Origin of the sequence: Brevundimonas sp. (assembly GCF_031412435.1) — a bacterium.
Taxonomy (GTDB): domain Bacteria; phylum Pseudomonadota; class Alphaproteobacteria; order Caulobacterales; family Caulobacteraceae; genus Brevundimonas.
On the sequence record NZ_JANODA010000016.1, the window covers coordinates 1 to 14,714 of the forward strand.

Here is a 14,714-nt window from a genome sequence, read left to right on the forward strand (position 1 = left end):
GCTGCTTGAATTACATCTAATCGTTACTGATGGAACGATGGATAACAAAAATGATGCGGGAAGAATACGAAGCGCAGACGACGTACAGGTTGTAGATAGTTCCACAAATGAGATATTACACCAGCCGCCACCCTACAAGGAACTTGAACAAAGATTATCTTCTATGTTTGATTTCGCTAATCAAAATATTGACGGGCAGAACTGGATACACCCGCTAAATAAAGCGATCATTCTGCACTTTATGCTAGCTTACGAACATCCATTTGTGGATGGAAATGGCCGTGTTTCCCGCGCTTTATTTTATTGGTATGCCTGCAAAGCAGGATACTGGCTTATCGAATATGTATCTATATCTAGTGTCATAGCGGAAGCAAAAATAGAATATGGCAGGTCATTTTTGTTTGTAGAAACTGACAACAGTGATGTTACATATTTCCTCTGCAATCAACTTCAAACATTAAAAAAAGCGGTTGACCGACTTCATGCTTATGTCGAAAGAAGAAAGGCAGAGGTAGAGACTTTTAATGAAAAACTTCTTGATCGGAAGGGAGCAGATGCCTTAAACGCAAGGCAGGCTTACCTATTGAATGAGTTTGTAAGACAACGTGCAAGCCGTATTACAATTAGTGAGCACGAGGACAGACATAGCGTTAGTTATTTGACGGCTCGGAGTGATTTAGAAAATTTGACAGAAAGAGGTTATCTTAGAAAAACTAAGATGGGCCGCGTATCCATCTACAGACCGGTTCAAAACATATTTGAACGCATGACGGCTGACTAGCCGCGCTGTGGGATGCTGCTGTAATTATGCGGTACACGTACAGATTCTAACCGTCATTACTACCGCCTCTACGCCTCGCGCGCGCCATGCCGGATCGTCAGAATTTCGACCACACCGTTCTGCAGGCGGTACTGAATGAGATAAGGGGCCACGATCGCAAGGTCCCTGATCCCGCTGCTGACGGGTCGCCCGCGCATCGGATATGCACTCAGGCTCTCACCGGTTGTCACAAGCAGTAGGGCGAAGCGACGGGCCGCCAAGGGCGAAAGCTGGCTGATGTATTTGCGGATGTGTTCGACATGCTGTCGCGCACCAAGCGTCCAGATAACCCTTGGCAAGCCGTCAGTCGCCCACTTGCGGCGGCGGCAACTCGTCAGGCGTGCCCCAGGATAACAGCCAGGCTTTCATCGCCTCATGGCTGATCACCCGACCCGCCGCCACGTCAGCCAGACCCTCTGCCAGGCGGCGTGCGTCGTGCGCCGCGTCCGGCATATCGAAGATGGATAGTTCAAGCTTCATCCCGCCCAACCTACCACGCGCGCACAGCCCCAAAAAGGCGAAGGCCCGCTGGTTTCCCGGCGGGCCTCCATGGTGGAGCTTAGCGGAGTCGAACCGCTGACCTATTGCATGCCATGCAATCGCTCTACCAGCTGAGCTAAAGCCCCGAGAGTTCGGGCCTTCCTGAAAAGGGCTGGCCTCTCAGGAAGGCGCGGAACCTATTCAAAGCGTCCCCTGCGATCAAGCCCGTATGTCAGGCTTTTTTTGTCGCAGTCCCGGACGCCCCCTTGTGATCAGCGGTCGTCGTCGCCGTCGGGAAGGCCCTCGATCTCGGATTCGTCGAAGTCGTCTTCGTCCTCGTCCTCGAGGAACGGCACGTCGGCGTCGTCCTCGACTTCCTCCTCGTCGGTGAACTCGCCCAGGTCTTCGGAGACGGCGGCGGGTTCGGCGGCGTCGTCATCGTCGTCGGTGTCGCCGGCCAGGGTCGGGTCGTTGACGACCTCATCCAGCTCGGGCGTGACGGCGCCTTCTTCCTCTTCCTCGTCGTCGTCGGTTTCCTTCTCGACGACCTGATCCTCGGCCTCCTCGGCTTCGGGCACGATGGTGCGGGCGCGGACGCGGCGGTTGCGGACGGCCTCGTCGGGATCGAAATCATGGGCGCATTTGGGACAGTGCGCGGGGCGTTTGCTCAGGTCGTAGAACTTGGCCTGACAGTTCGGGCAGATTTGCTTGGTGCCCAGTTCGGGATTTGCCAAAGGCGGCGACCCTCTAAAAATGTGTGTGGTTTGCCCGGAAAGGCGGCGTCCCTTGCCACGCGCGAAGGCGGCTGTCAAAGCATCCCGGCTCGGCTTTTCCCCTTTCCCGGAGGCGTTTTTCGCAGATGACGGCGGCCCACCTGACCGCCAGGCGTGCGGGTCCCCTGAAGGGGACCGTCCGGACGCCGGGGGATAAATCCATCAGCCACCGCGCGCTCATCCTGGGCGCGCTGGCCACCGGCGTGACCGAGATCGAGGGTCTGCTGGAGGGCGACGACATCAAACGGACGGCGGCCGCCATGGCCGCGTTCGGCGCCGGCGTGGAGCGTCTGGGTGAGGGCAAATGGCGGGTCGAAGGCCGGGGCGGCTTTTCCGAACCGGCTGATGTCATCGACTGCGGCAACGCCGGCACCGGGGTCAGGCTGATCATGGGGGCGGCGGCGGGGTTCGACATGGCCGTCACCTTCACCGGCGACGCGTCCCTGCGCGGGCGGCCGATGAACCGGGTGCTGAAGCCCTTGGGCCAGATGGGCGCGACGTGGCTCTGCCGGGCGGGCGGAACGTTGCCGCTGACGCTGAAGGGCGGGAACCTGAACCACATCGCCTATCGGCTGCCGGAGCCGTCGGCCCAGGTGAAATCAGCGGTGCTGCTGGCCGGCCTGCATGCGGCGGGCGGCGCCGAGGTGATCGAGCCGGAAGCCACCCGCGATCACACCGAGCGCATGCTGCGCGCCTTCGGCGCCGAAGTTGAGGTGCGCGAGGAGGACGGTGGCCGGCGCATCATATTAGGCCCTGGCCAGAGGCTGACGGGGACCAAGATCCATGTGCCGGGCGATCCGTCTTCGGCGGCGTTTCTGCTGGTCGCCGCCCTGGTGACGCCGGGGTCGGAGGTGACGGTGCAGGGGATGCTGCTGAACCCCTTGCGCATCGGGCTGCTGGATACGCTGGGCGAGATGGGCGCCGACCTGTCGGTGACCAATGTGCGCGACGAGGGCGGCGAGACGGTGGCCGACATCACTGCGCGCCATTCCGAACTGGAGGGCGTCGAGGTGCCGCCCGAGCGGGCGCCCTCGATGATCGACGAATATCCGATCCTGGCGGTGGCGGCGGCCTTCGCTAAGGGTCGCACAGTGATGCGTGGGCTGGACGAATTGTTCGTCAAGGAGAGCGACCGCTACGCGCTAATGCTCAGGGGCCTGCGCGCCTGCGGCGTCGCGGTCGAGGACGATCGCACAGCGGCCATGATGACCGTCGTGGGGACCGCTCGCGCGAACCACCCGGTGGCCGGCGGCGCGGCCGTCACCACCCACGGCGACCACCGCATCGCCATGAGCCACCTTGTCCTGGGTCTGGCCGCAGAGCAGCCGGTGCGGGTCGACGAGCCCGGCATGATCGCCACCAGTTTTCCGGGGTTTGTGGACCTGATGCGGGGACTGGGCGCGGAGATTGGGGAGGCGTGAGCGGACACCACCAGATCCTCCACCAGCGCGAAGCGCGATCAGGGGGAGGTGGATCGGCGCGCAGCGTCGAGACGGAGGGGGTTTCACCTAGTGTGGATGACCATTTGGGCTGTAGCCCCCTCAGTCGCTTCGCGACAGCTCCCCCTGGGGGGGAGCATCTAGGCGTCTCGCCATGACCCGCCCCTTCATCATCGCCGTGGATGGCCCGGCTGCGTCCGGCAAGGGCACTGTGGCCACGCGGCTGGGGCGTGAGCTTGGCCTGCCTGTCCTGGACACCGGGCTGTTGTATCGGGCTGTTGGCGTCCTGACCGAGCGCGCGGGCGAAGATCCGGATGATCCCGCCGCCGCAACCGCCGTGGCCTCCGCCCTTTCGCCCGATCAACTGGACGACCCCGGCCTGCGGACCCGGGCTGCGGGCGAACTGGCCAGCCGGGTGGCGGTGCACGCCGGCGTCCGGGCCGCCCTGCTGGCGTTCCAGCGCACGTTCGCCAGCCAGGACGGCGGCGCGGTGCTGGATGGGCGCGACATCGGCACGGTGATCTGTCCAGAGGCGCCGGCCAAGCTTTACGTCACCGCCACGGCCGAGGTCCGCGCTGAGCGCCGCTGGAAGCAGTTGAAGGGCCAGGGCGAGACGGTCGCCTTTGACGATGTTCTGGCCGATATCATCAAGCGCGACGCCCGCGACGGCGGCCGCGACACCGCCCCCATGCAGGCCGCCCCCGACGCCGTCTTGCTCGACACCACTGAAATGTCTATAGAGCAGGCCGCCGATGCGGCCCGCCGTATCGTCGAGGCGGCGCGCGCCCTCTGGGAGAGATCCCGATAGGGCAATCCAACCGCGCCTTTCCCTCGCACGTCCGCGGGCAAATTTCACGGTCGGGAGCTTCGGTTCCGGACTTTTCGGTTGCAACCCTTAACCCGACGCCGGGAAACCGTCCGACCGCAGGTGCGGTGCGGGCCCGACGTCCATTGAAGATGAAAGACCCTATGGCTGACGACATGAGCCTCTCTCCCTCGCGCGATGATTTCGCCGCGCTGCTCGACGAGTCCCTTGGCGGACGTGACTTCATGGAAGGCCAGGTGGTCCACGGACTGGTGGTGGCCATCGAAAAGGACTTCGCGATCATCGACGTCGGTCTGAAGACCGAAGGCCGTGTCTCGCTGAAGGAATTCGGCATCGGCGAAGGCGAGAGCAAGGATCCGCCCAAGGTCGGCGACAGCGTCGAGGTGTTCCTTGAGCGCGTCGAGAACGCCATGGGCGAGGCGGTCATCAGCCGCGAGAAGGCCCGCCGCGAAGAAGCGTGGACGCGCCTTGAGGTCGTCTACGAAAAGAACGAGCCGGTGATGGGCGCCATCGTCGGCCGCGTGAAGGGCGGCTTCACCGTCGACCTGGGCGGTGCCTCGGCGTTCCTGCCGGGTTCGCAAGTGGACATCCGTCCGGTCCGCGACGTCGGCCCGCTGATGGGCAAGGAACAGCCGTTCGCGATCCTGAAGATGGACCGCCCCCGGGGCAACATCGTGGTGTCGCGCCGCGCGATCCTGGAAGAAGCCCGCGCCGAACAGCGCACCGAACTTGTCGGCCAGCTGCAGGAAGGCGAAGTCCGCGAGGGCGTGGTCAAGAACATCACCGACTACGGCGCCTTCGTGGACCTGGGCGGCATCGACGGCCTGCTGCACGTCACCGACATGAGCTGGAAGCGCGTCAACCACCCGAGCCAGGTGCTGGCGGTGGGCGACACGGTCAAGGTGCAGATCGTCAAGATCAACCCCGACACCCAGCGCATCTCGCTGGGCATGAAGCAGCTGCAGTCCGACCCCTGGGACGGCGTGGAAGCCAAGTACCCGATGGGCGCGAAGTTCACCGGCCGCATCACCAACATCACCGACTACGGCGCCTTCGTGGAGCTGGAAGCCGGTGTCGAGGGCTTGGTGCACGTCTCGGAAATGTCCTGGACCAAGAAGAACGTCCACCCCGGCAAGATCGTCTCGACCTCGCAGGAAGTCGACGTCGTGGTTCTGGATGTCGACGCCTCCAAGCGCCGCATCTCGCTGGGTCTGAAGCAGGCCCAGGACAATCCGTGGGACGCCTTCGTCGCCGCCAACCCGATCGGCTCGACCGTCGAGGGCGAGGTCAAGAACGCCACCGAGTTCGGCCTGTTCATCGGCCTGGACAACGACATCGACGGCATGGTGCACCTGTCCGACCTCGACTGGTCGGTCTCGGGCGAAGAAGCCATCCAGCGCTACCGCAAGGGCGAGATGGTCAAGGCCAAGGTCCTGGACGTCGACGTCGAGAAGGAACGCGTCTCGCTCGGCATCAAGCAGCTGGGCGGCGATCCTGTCGGCGACGGCGAAACCTACAAGAAGGGCCAGACTGTCACCCTGACCGTCACGTCCATCGAGTCGGGCGGCATCGAAGTGAAGTTCGGCGAAGACGACGCGCCGGTCACCTCCTTCGTGCGCAAGTCGGACATCAGCCGCGACCGCAACGAGCAGCGCCCCGAGCGTTACGCCGTCGGCGACCGCGTCGACGCCCAGATCACCGGCATCGACAAGGCCACGCGCCGCGTCTCGGTCTCGATCAAGGCTCTGGAAATGGCCGACGAGAAGGAAGCCATCGATCAGTTCGGGTCCTCGGACTCGGGCGCCTCGCTGGGCGACATCCTCGGCGCGGCCCTGCGTGAGAAGGCCGGCAAGGAGTAGTTCTCCTTCCGATCTGACAACAATGTGAGGGGCGGCCGGAGAGATCCGGCCGCCCTTTTCATTGCCCGGTTCCGGGCCGGAACCGGCGTGTCCGGCTGACGGCACGTCGGTCGGCGATCGTCGATCCGTGTACGGTTACGGACATTTAACGCTCTTCCCTGACGGAAACTGACGATCAGGTCTTTTTCGCTCGCCGGGCGAAGGCTAGGGTGCCCTCGTAATCCGATTGAAGTTGCACCCGTATTTGCTCCGAGCGAGCAGGAAAGGGCCGGGGGCCTGGCTATGATAAAGTCTGAGCTCATCGAGAAGCTTGCGGCCGAGAACACGCACCTGACCCATGCGGAGGTCGAGCGCGTGGTCAATGTCGTGCTGGGGCGGATGACCGAGGCGATGGCCGAGGGCGGCCGCGTCGAGCTGCGCGGTTTCGGGGCGTTCTCGGTTCGAGCGCGGCCTGCCCGGGCCGGACGCAACCCGCGCACCGGCGAGACCGTGGACGTACCCGCCAAGTCGGTGCCGTTCTTCAAAAGCGGCAAGGAGCTGCGCGAGCGGCTCAATGCATCCGGCGACGCCTGAACCCGTCAAGTCCGGATGCCTGACGCCAGGACACTGAAGGGGAAGCCGTGAGCCTGCTCAGCGAGTTCAAGGAGTTCGCCGCGCGCGGCAATGTCGTCGACCTGGCGGTCGGCGTCATCATCGGCGCGTCCTTCGGCAAGATCGTCACCAGCCTGGTCGAACAGGTGGTGATGCCGCCGATCGGCCTCGTGCTGGGTCGGGTCGACTTCTCCGAGCTGAAATGGGTCCTGTCGCCTGAGGATCCGACGACGGAGGCGATCGAGGAGGTCGCCATCCAGTACGGCGCCTTCATCAACACCCTGATCCAGTTCGTGATCGTGGCCTTCGTGGTCTTCCTGATGGTCAAGGGCATCAACCGCCTGCGCCGCGACCAGGCTGCGGCCCCGGCGCCTGAAGTTCCGCCCGCCCCGACCCCGACCGAGGCCCTGCTGGCCGAAATCCGCGACGAGCTGAAGGCCCGGCCCTAGGCGAGGCAGTGGGGCTTAGGCAGTGGGCAGTAGCGAGGTGGTCGGCTTTGGAGACGGTCGACAGCTATAGGGATCTCAAGGTCTGGCAGCGGGCCATAGATCTCGCTGTCATGGCATACGACCTGACCCGAGCTTTCCCCAAGGATCAGCAATTCGGGCTGACATCTCAGGCGAGGCGGGCTGCTACATCCATCGCCGCAAACATCGCCGAGGATTATGGGCGCTCCAGCAAAGGCTCCTATCTACGGTTCCCCAGAATCGCGCAGGGCTCGCTCAAAGAAGTCGAGACGCATGTGATCCTGGCGGCGCGCGTCAAAATCTGTGCCGAGGCCGTGACTGCTCCGATCCTCGCCGAAGCTGATGAACTCGGCCGTATGCTTCGAGCGCTGATAGTGCGCCTGGAACAGCATTCCGCCAGATAGACCTACTGCCTACTGCCTCTTCAGGCCGCCCGGCGATGCTCCGCCGCCACCGGCACTGGCCTTAGACAGATCCCGTAGTCGCCGTCGAACGGCGTTGGTGACCAGGTCTCGACGCCCGGCGTCTCGGGGTCGAACTTCACATGACAGTGGCCCCAGCCCCCTTCGCGTCGGGCGGTATCCGCCAGGGGACCCATTCGACGGAGCAGGGTCGGGCTGACCGTCTGTATACGGAGCTTCGCTGCGCCGAGCCGACGGGCGTTGGCCAGCAGGGCGTGTATCAGGGCCGGGATCGCGCGCGGTTCGTCTTCCAGCGCCACCAGATCGACGATTTCCAGCATCGGCGGCTCGATCGGATTGCCCTTGGACATCATCGCCATCGCATATCCCCCGATCGTCGCGCCGCGGTTGAAGGCCAGCATAAGTGGCCGCAGCGTCAGGTCGGGATCGGCCAGTCGCCAGCGCAGCATGGCCGGACTGCGGTCGGCGATCAGACGGCCCTCGGCCTTCAACGTCTCCCAGAAGTCCGCGTATCGAGACCCGTCGGCGAGATCGGTCAGCACGGTCACCTCCTCTGGCAGGTCCAGCCTGTCGGGGTCGTGCAGGCGCGGGTTCAGCAACCGCTCGCTTCGCGCCTGCGTCAGGCGCGGGGCGTGGCGATCGATCTCGCGCCACAACCGTCCGCCGGCGCAGGCGAAGGGATCGATCCGCCAGGACAGCTTCACATCATGGGTTTCCGGCGGCCAGGCGACCAGGCCGTGGCGTTTGTAGAGCGGGCTCGAGGCCGGATTGGCGTTGAAGGTGTAAAGGGCGAACAGGTCCGTCTGTTTCGTGAAGGTGGTCAGCAGTTTGACGCTGCGTCCCCGCGCGCGTGGCGTGACGATGATGGAGAAGCCCGTCGCGCCATGGAGCATCCCGCCGCCGTGATGGAAGCGCTGGACGAAGTTGCCGGTGAGGCCGCAAGGCTCGCCATCTTCGGCCTCCAGCAGCCAGCCGGCGGGCGCCTTCGTTTCCAGTCGCGCCGGATTGCCCGCCAGCCAGTCCCAGCCCGTCAGCGATCGGGTGGGCCAGCCGACGGAGCGGTGCAGGGCGTTGATCGCGCCATGGTCGTTCGCATCGATGGGTCGAACTGAAAAACTCATCCGTCAGGTTCCAAAGCGATACAGCGTCGCCCCTCCGCCGCGCCTCCCTGCATGAGGCAGGCCAGAAGAAACCCGCATAGGTAGAAGTTATGGAATTTCCTCTAGGCGGAACGATTCCGGTTTGACTCCCGCGGCTCCGGAACAAATAATGAACATGGAGCCTTCCCCCGCCATGTCCATCCATCCATCACCCGTCCTCGAAGCCGTCCCGCCGCCCCTTTCTCCCTTGTCGGAAGGGCTGGAGGAGGTGTGCGCGGACAGCGTCCGCGACATGGCGGCGGCCTTCGCCTTCGCCCTCGGTCGGGCGTCTCTGGACGCGGGGCGGGGCGTGGTGATGAGTGCGACCCAGGCCTGGCTTCATGAGAATGGTCGCCCCTACGGTCCCGGCCTTCAAGCCTTTCAGGCGAGCGGCGGCTTCGTCCTGGTCGAGACGCGGACCGAGGCCCTGGCGCTGTGGGCGATGGAACAGGCGCTGCGGTCCGGCGGCGCGGCACTGGTGATCGGCACGGTGGACGGGGCCGAACTGGCCCAGACCCGGCGGCTGGAATTCGCAGCCCGCGACGGCGGCTGTTCGGGCCTCCTGCTGCGCGCCCGGTCCGGGGATCTCAGCGCGGCGCGACGGCGTTGGCGCATCACAACTATTGCGAGTGGCGACGCCGCCTTCGACGAACGCGCGCCGGGTCGGATGACGATCCGTGCCGAAATGACCCGCAGCCGGACGGAGCGGCCGGGCGTCTGGATGCTGGAGCAGGATGATGAGACGCATCGTCTCCGTCTGGCTGATCGACTGGCCGGTGACGGTCTGGGCCCGATCAGCCGGCCCCAATACGCCTGAAGTCCTCCCGCCGGACCTCTTTGCAGCCGATGCCGGTCCCCTGGCCCTGATCCTGCGCACCGCGCGGGGCGCGGTCATCCATGCCCTGAACCCCGCCGCCCGCGCCCTGAACCTGTCGCGCGGCCAGACCCAGGCTGACGCTCTGGCCATGATCCCGCATCTGGCCTGTCATCCCGCCGCCCCGGCCGCCGATCTGCGCGCTCTTGAAGCCCTGGCTGTCTGGAGCGAGCGGTGGTCCCCGGCGGTCACGGTCGATCCGTCCGAGGGCGGGCTGGAGGGGCTGTTCATTGACCTGACCGGCGCGACCCATCTGTTCGGCGGCGAGGAAAGGGCGATCACCCGCATCAAGGCGCGGCTGGCCGAGGCCGGCATCCGCGCCCGCGCCGCCATGGCCCCGTCGCCCGGCGCCGCCTGGGCCCTGGCGCGCTACGGGACCGCCATGGGGATCGCCACCGACGTCGATGTGCGTGAGGCCCTGGCCCCCCTGCCGGTCGAATCCCTGCGCATTGACGACGCCGCCCTGAAACAGGCCCGGCGGTTCGGGCTGAAGCGGATCGGCGACCTCTACCCCATGCCGCGCGCCGGCCTCGCCCGCCGCTTCCGCGACGGCGCCGGGGTCGGTCTGGTTCGTCGGCTCGACCAGGCTCTTGGCCTGACGGCGGAGGCCCTGATCCCCACCCGCGCCCCGCCCTGCTATCGTGGCTGGGAGGCCTACGCCGATCCCCTGACGGACACGGCCGGGATCGAGGCGCGCCTGCCCGGCCTCGCCGATACTCTTGCCCGAACGATGGAGAGCGACGGCAAGGGGGCGCGCGCCCTGACCCTGACCGCCTTCCGCGTCGACGGCCGGACCAGCGCGGTGTCCGTCCGCATGGGCCGCCCCCTGCGCGACGTTTCCATCTGGATGAGGCTGTTCCGCGAGACCGGGATCGAACGGATCGACCCCGGCTTCGGCATCGACGCCCTGATGCTGACCGCCGACCTCGCCGAGCCCATGGTCGCCCGGCAGGTCGCCATGGGCGAGGAACAACAGTCGCGCCACGCCGAAGGTCTGGCCGCCCTGATCGACCGCCTGTCCGCCCGGCTCGGCGAGGCCTCGGTCCGGGTCGCCGAGCCGGGCGGCAGCTGGATTCCCGAACGCGCCGAACGCTGGCGGCCCGCCCTGGCCCCCCGTCCGAACAGGGCGCCGCCCCCGGTCGAAGGCCCGTCGGACCTGCAAAGGACGCGACCCCTGCTTCTGCTCGACCCGCCTGAGCCGGTGGAGGCCACCGCCGACCTGCCCGACGGAACTCCGGCCCAGTTCATCTGGCGACGGGTGCTGCGGAAGGTGTCACGCGCCGACGGCCCCGAACGGCTGTCGCCGGAATGGTGGAGGCCTCGCCCCGACGACCGGCTGGCCCGCACCCGCGATTACTACCGGATCGAGGACGATCAGGGCCTGCGCTACTGGCTGTTCCGCGAAGGTCTCTACGGCGCGGAATACGCAGGTGCGAAGGACGAGCGCCCCCCGTCCTGGTGGATGCACGGGATGTTCCCGTGAGCGGCTGGCCCCACCCCGACTGGAACGGCGAGTACGCCGAGCTCGGCGCCCCGACCAACTTCAGCTTTCTGGAGGGCGCGTCCCATCCCGGCGAGATGATGATGCAGGCGAAAGCCCTGGGCCTCGCCGCCGTCGGTGTCGCCGACCGCAACACCCTGGCGGGGATGGTCCGGGCCCTGATGGGGGCGGAGGATTTTGACATTCGTCTGGTCGTCGGGGTTCGGCTGGGCTTCCTCGACGGGACCGAGCTGATCGTCTTCCCCCGCGACCGCGCCGCCTACGGCCGCCTGTGCCGCCTGCTGACCCTGGGCAAGAGCGAGATCCTCGACGACGCGCCGCCGCCGTCTGATCCTGAGCCTTCTCCCCATCCTCACCTTCGTCTGGTCGCGCCCACCCGCCCGGACGACGACGACGACCAACCCGACCGGATCACCAAGGGCGAGACCCGCCTGACCTTCGAACAGGCGGTGGCCCACGGCCACGGCATGATCGCCCTCGCCATCGCGCCCGAGGTCCCCGACGCCGCCTTCGAGGCCCGCCTCCTCGCCTGGCGCAAGGCCTGGCCGGACATGCTGTACCTGGCCGCCCAGCCCCTGTGGCGCGGCGACGACCGGTCCCGTCTGAACCGCCTCGCGGCCATGGCCGCCCGGACCGGCGCCCCGATGATCGCCACCAATGCGGCCCTGTACCACCACCCCGACCGCCGCTCGCTGCAGGACGTCCTGACCTGCATTCGCGAGGGTGTGACCATCGACAAGGCGGGCCTGCGCCTTCAGGCCAACGGCGAGCGCTATCTCAAGTCCGCCCGGGAAATGGCGCGCCTGTTCAAGGGTCATGAGGCGGCGCTGGATCGGACCATGGAGGTGGTGCGGGCCTGCACCTTCTCCCTGCGAGAACTCAGCTATCAGTACCCGGACGAACCGGTGCCTGGCGGCTGGACGCCGCAGGGCTGGCTGATCCGCCTGACGTGTCGCGGCGCGCGGGACAAATGGCCCCGGGAAAAGGGGCCGGTCCCGACCCAGGTCGTCAAAACCATCCGCAAGGAACTGCGGCTCGTCCGCGAACGGAACTACGCGGCCTACTTCCTGACCGTGCACGACATCGTCGCCTGGGCGCGCCATCCGGACCGGAACATCCTGTGCCAGGGCCGCGGCTCGGCGGCCAATTCCGTGATCTGTTTCTGCCTGAAGATCACCAATGTCGATCCGACCCGGCAGGACATGCTGATCGAGCGGTTCATCTCGTCAGAACGGTCCGAGCCGCCCGACATCGACGTCGATTTCGAGCACGAGCGGCGCGAACTGGTCATGCAGTATGTCTATGGCCGCTATGGTCGCGATCGGGCCGGGATCGTGGCGACCATCATCCACTATCGGCCGCGCTCGGCCATTCGCGACGTCGGCAAGGCCCTGGGCCTGACCGAGGACGTCACGGCCCGTCTGGCCGACACCGTCTGGGGCTCCTACGGCTCGGAGGTGAAGAACGAGCACGTCGACCATACCGGGGTCAGCCGCGACGACGCCCGTATGAAGCTGGCGCTCGACCTGACCGCCGAGCTGATCCAGTTCCCCCGCCATCTCAGCCAGCACGTCGGCGGCTTTGTCCTCAGCCAGGGGCCGCTGTGCGAGATCGTGCCCATCGGCAACGCAGCGATGAAGGACCGCACCTTCATCGAATGGGACAAGGACGACATCGATCACCTGAAGCTGATGAAGGTCGATGTCCTGGCCCTGGGCATGCTGACGGCGCTGAAGCGCGCCTTCGGCATGATCGAGCAGAGCTACGGGCGATCCCTGGACCTCGACACGGTGCCGAGGGAGGATCCCGATGTCTACGAGATGCTCTGCAAGGCGGATTCCCTCGGCGTCTTCCAGGTCGAGAGCCGCGCCCAGATGGCGATGCTGCCAAGGCTTCAACCCCGCGTCTTCTACGACCTGGTGGTCCAGGTCGCGATCGTCCGGCCCGGCCCGATCCAGGGCGGTATGGTCCACCCCTACCTCAAGCGGCGAACCGAACGCCGGGCGGTCGAGGCCAAAGGCGAGGTCTATGATTTCGAGATGCCCGGTCCTGCGGGCGGCGATCCGGACGAACTGAGGAACGTCCTTCGCAAGACCCTGGGCGTGCCCCTGTTTCAGGAGCAGGCGATGAAGATCGCCATGGTCGCGGCCGAGTTCAGCGGCGGGGAGGCCAACGGCCTGCGCCGCGCCATGGCCACCTTCCGCCACATGGGCACGATCGGTCACTACGAAGAGATGATGGTCGGTCGCATGATCGCGCGCGGCTATGAGCCCGAGTTCGCCCGGCGCTGCTTCGATCAGATCAAGGGCTTCGGCGAGTACGGCTTTCCTGAAAGCCACGCCTGCTCCTTCGCCTTCCTGGTCTACATCTCGGCCTGGGTGAAATGCGTCTACCCGGAGGTCTTCGCGGCCTGTCTGCTGAACAGCCAGCCCATGGGTTTCTACGCTCCGGCACAGCTTGTTCGGGACGCCCGCGAACACGGGGTCGAGGTGCGCCACCCTGACGTCAATGCGAGCGGCTGGGACGCGTCCCTCGAGGCAAGGGACCAGGGCGAAGCCTGCGCCATGCGTCTCGGTTTCCGCTCCATCGACGGGTTCAAGGAAGTCTGGGCGGAGACGATCACGAAGGAGCGCGCCCTGGCCCCCTTCCGCGATCTGGAAGACCTTCGCGTCCGCGCCGACCTGCCGCCTTCCGCCCTCGACCGGCTGGCCGAGGCGGACGCCTATGGGTCACTGGACCTGTCGCGGCGTCAGGGGATGTGGGTCGCCAGGGGGGCGGCGCCAGCGTCCTCGGCGCCCCTGTTCGCGGCCATGGGTCTGGACGAGGCGGACGGGGCGCCGCCGGCGGCCCTGCCACGCCTGACCGAGGCGGAAGAAGTGGTCGGCGACTATCAGACCCTCCGCCTGTCGCTGAAGGGCCATCCCGTCGCCTTCCTGCGCGAGCGGCTGACGAAGGCCGGCGCCGTGACGGCCGAGGCTTACAGGTCGGTGAAGGAGAATCGCCGGGTCCGGGTCGGCGGGGTCGTTCTGGTCCGTCAGCGACCCGGGTCGGCCAAGGGGGTGGTGTTCCTGACCATCGAGGACGAGACGGCGGTGGCGAACCTCGTGGTCTGGCCCGACGTGTTCGAGCGGCTGCGCCCCGTGGCCATGGGCGCGCGCATGGTCCTGGTCACCGGCAAGGTCCAGCGGGCCGAAGGGGTGACCCATCTGGTGGTCGAGGACATGGTCGACTGGACCCCGATGCTGGGCCATCTGTCCACGGACCAGACGGCGGGATCGGGCCACGCCCCGGCCCGGGGACGACATCCGAGGGATGTCCGAATCCTGCCGGGGTCCAGGGATTTCCACTAGAACTCCCTCTCCCGCCGGGAGAGGGTTCAGCACCCCAGACCCATCAACACATCCCCCCAGGACCTCAACGATTTCAACGCCCGGAGTTATTTAGAGCCTTTATGTGCGCCCCCTCTCACGGCGGCCTTACACTGTGTCCGTCCCGCAGCATGGGGAAGGCGTCCTGGGCCCAG

Annotated in this window: 14 protein-coding genes and 1 tRNA gene; 10 read left to right on the top strand and 5 right to left on the bottom strand. The window is 66.1% G+C overall.

Annotated elements, in window-relative coordinates; genetic code table 11:
• Positions 1–781: Fic family protein (locus tag RMO01_RS03135; protein WP_309627593.1), on the top strand; the 781-nt coding region annotated here is incomplete at its 5' end.
• A 68-nt stretch (positions 782–849) separates the two neighbouring features.
• Here RMO01_RS03135 and RMO01_RS18060 read toward each other — a convergent pair.
• From RMO01_RS18060 to RMO01_RS03150, 4 genes are all read right to left on the bottom strand, one after another.
• The gene (locus RMO01_RS18060; protein ID WP_409013035.1) at positions 850–1,119 is read right to left on the bottom strand and encodes a type II toxin-antitoxin system RelE/ParE family toxin; all 270 of its coding nucleotides are present in this window, start codon (positions 1,117–1,119) and stop codon (positions 850–852) included.
• Between the two features lie 4 nt (positions 1,120–1,123).
• Positions 1,124–1,300, bottom strand: a complete 177-nt coding sequence (locus RMO01_RS03140) for a CopG family transcriptional regulator (RefSeq protein WP_309627594.1) — start codon at positions 1,298–1,300, stop codon at positions 1,124–1,126.
• A 70-nt stretch (positions 1,301–1,370) separates the two neighbouring features.
• Positions 1,371–1,446, bottom strand: a tRNA-Ala gene (locus RMO01_RS03145).
• Positions 1,447–1,572: 126 nt separating this feature from the next.
• Positions 1,573–2,034, bottom strand: coding sequence for a TIGR02300 family protein (locus RMO01_RS03150; RefSeq protein WP_309627595.1), 462 nt, complete (start codon positions 2,032–2,034; stop codon positions 1,573–1,575).
• A 125-nt stretch (positions 2,035–2,159) separates the two neighbouring features.
• On the opposite strand from RMO01_RS03150, the gene aroA reads away from it, so the two are divergent.
• The 6 genes from aroA to RMO01_RS03180 all read left to right on the top strand — a co-directional run bounded on the left by aroA (position 2,160) and on the right by RMO01_RS03180 (position 7,659).
• Entirely contained in the window at positions 2,160–3,494 is a 1,335-nt protein-coding gene (gene aroA, locus RMO01_RS03155) for a 3-phosphoshikimate 1-carboxyvinyltransferase (protein WP_309627596.1), read from the top strand.
• 172 nt (positions 3,495–3,666) lie between these two features.
• Positions 3,667–4,320 carry a d(CMP) kinase gene (locus RMO01_RS03160; protein ID WP_309627597.1) on the top strand — a complete coding sequence of 218 codons (654 nt, stop codon included), beginning with the start codon at positions 3,667–3,669 and terminating at the stop codon, positions 4,318–4,320.
• A gap of 161 nt (positions 4,321–4,481) precedes the next feature.
• Positions 4,482–6,197 (top strand): 30S ribosomal protein S1, encoded by a 1,716-nt coding sequence (rpsA, locus tag RMO01_RS03165; protein ID WP_309627598.1) that lies wholly within the window; start codon positions 4,482–4,484, stop codon positions 6,195–6,197.
• A 282-nt stretch (positions 6,198–6,479) separates the two neighbouring features.
• Positions 6,480–6,770 carry an integration host factor subunit beta gene (locus RMO01_RS03170; RefSeq protein WP_298162090.1) on the top strand — a complete coding sequence of 97 codons (291 nt, stop codon included), beginning with the start codon at positions 6,480–6,482 and terminating at the stop codon, positions 6,768–6,770.
• A 47-nt stretch (positions 6,771–6,817) separates the two neighbouring features.
• Complete coding sequence (gene mscL / locus RMO01_RS03175) at positions 6,818–7,237, top strand: large-conductance mechanosensitive channel protein MscL (protein WP_309627599.1); 420 nt, start codon at positions 6,818–6,820, stop codon at positions 7,235–7,237.
• 47 nt (positions 7,238–7,284) lie between these two features.
• Positions 7,285–7,659, top strand: a complete 375-nt coding sequence (locus tag RMO01_RS03180) for a four helix bundle protein (RefSeq protein ID WP_309627600.1) — start codon at positions 7,285–7,287, stop codon at positions 7,657–7,659.
• Between the two features lie 20 nt (positions 7,660–7,679).
• Here RMO01_RS03180 and RMO01_RS03185 read toward each other — a convergent pair whose 3' ends face one another.
• Positions 7,680–8,798: an N-acetyltransferase gene (locus tag RMO01_RS03185; RefSeq protein WP_309627601.1), complete on the bottom strand. Its 1,119-nt coding sequence runs from the start codon at positions 8,796–8,798 to the stop codon at positions 7,680–7,682.
• A gap of 172 nt (positions 8,799–8,970) precedes the next feature.
• Between RMO01_RS03185 and RMO01_RS03190 the strand changes: the two genes are divergently transcribed.
• Genes RMO01_RS03190 through RMO01_RS03200 form a run of 3 tightly spaced genes read left to right on the top strand, consistent with a single transcriptional unit; the run spans position 8,971 to position 14,541 of the window.
• A complete protein-coding gene (locus RMO01_RS03190; protein ID WP_309627602.1) occupies positions 8,971–9,633 on the top strand; it encodes a hypothetical protein in 663 nt (220 codons plus the stop codon).
• Complete coding sequence (locus RMO01_RS03195; RefSeq protein WP_309627603.1) at positions 9,554–11,173, top strand: DNA polymerase Y family protein; 1,620 nt, start codon at positions 9,554–9,556, stop codon at positions 11,171–11,173. The genes RMO01_RS03190 and RMO01_RS03195 overlap by 80 nt, the downstream gene beginning before the upstream one ends.
• Positions 11,170–14,541, top strand: coding sequence for an error-prone DNA polymerase (locus tag RMO01_RS03200; protein ID WP_309627604.1), 3,372 nt, complete (start codon positions 11,170–11,172; stop codon positions 14,539–14,541). The genes RMO01_RS03195 and RMO01_RS03200 overlap by 4 nt, the downstream gene beginning before the upstream one ends.
• The last annotated feature ends 173 nt before the right edge of the window (positions 14,542–14,714 follow it).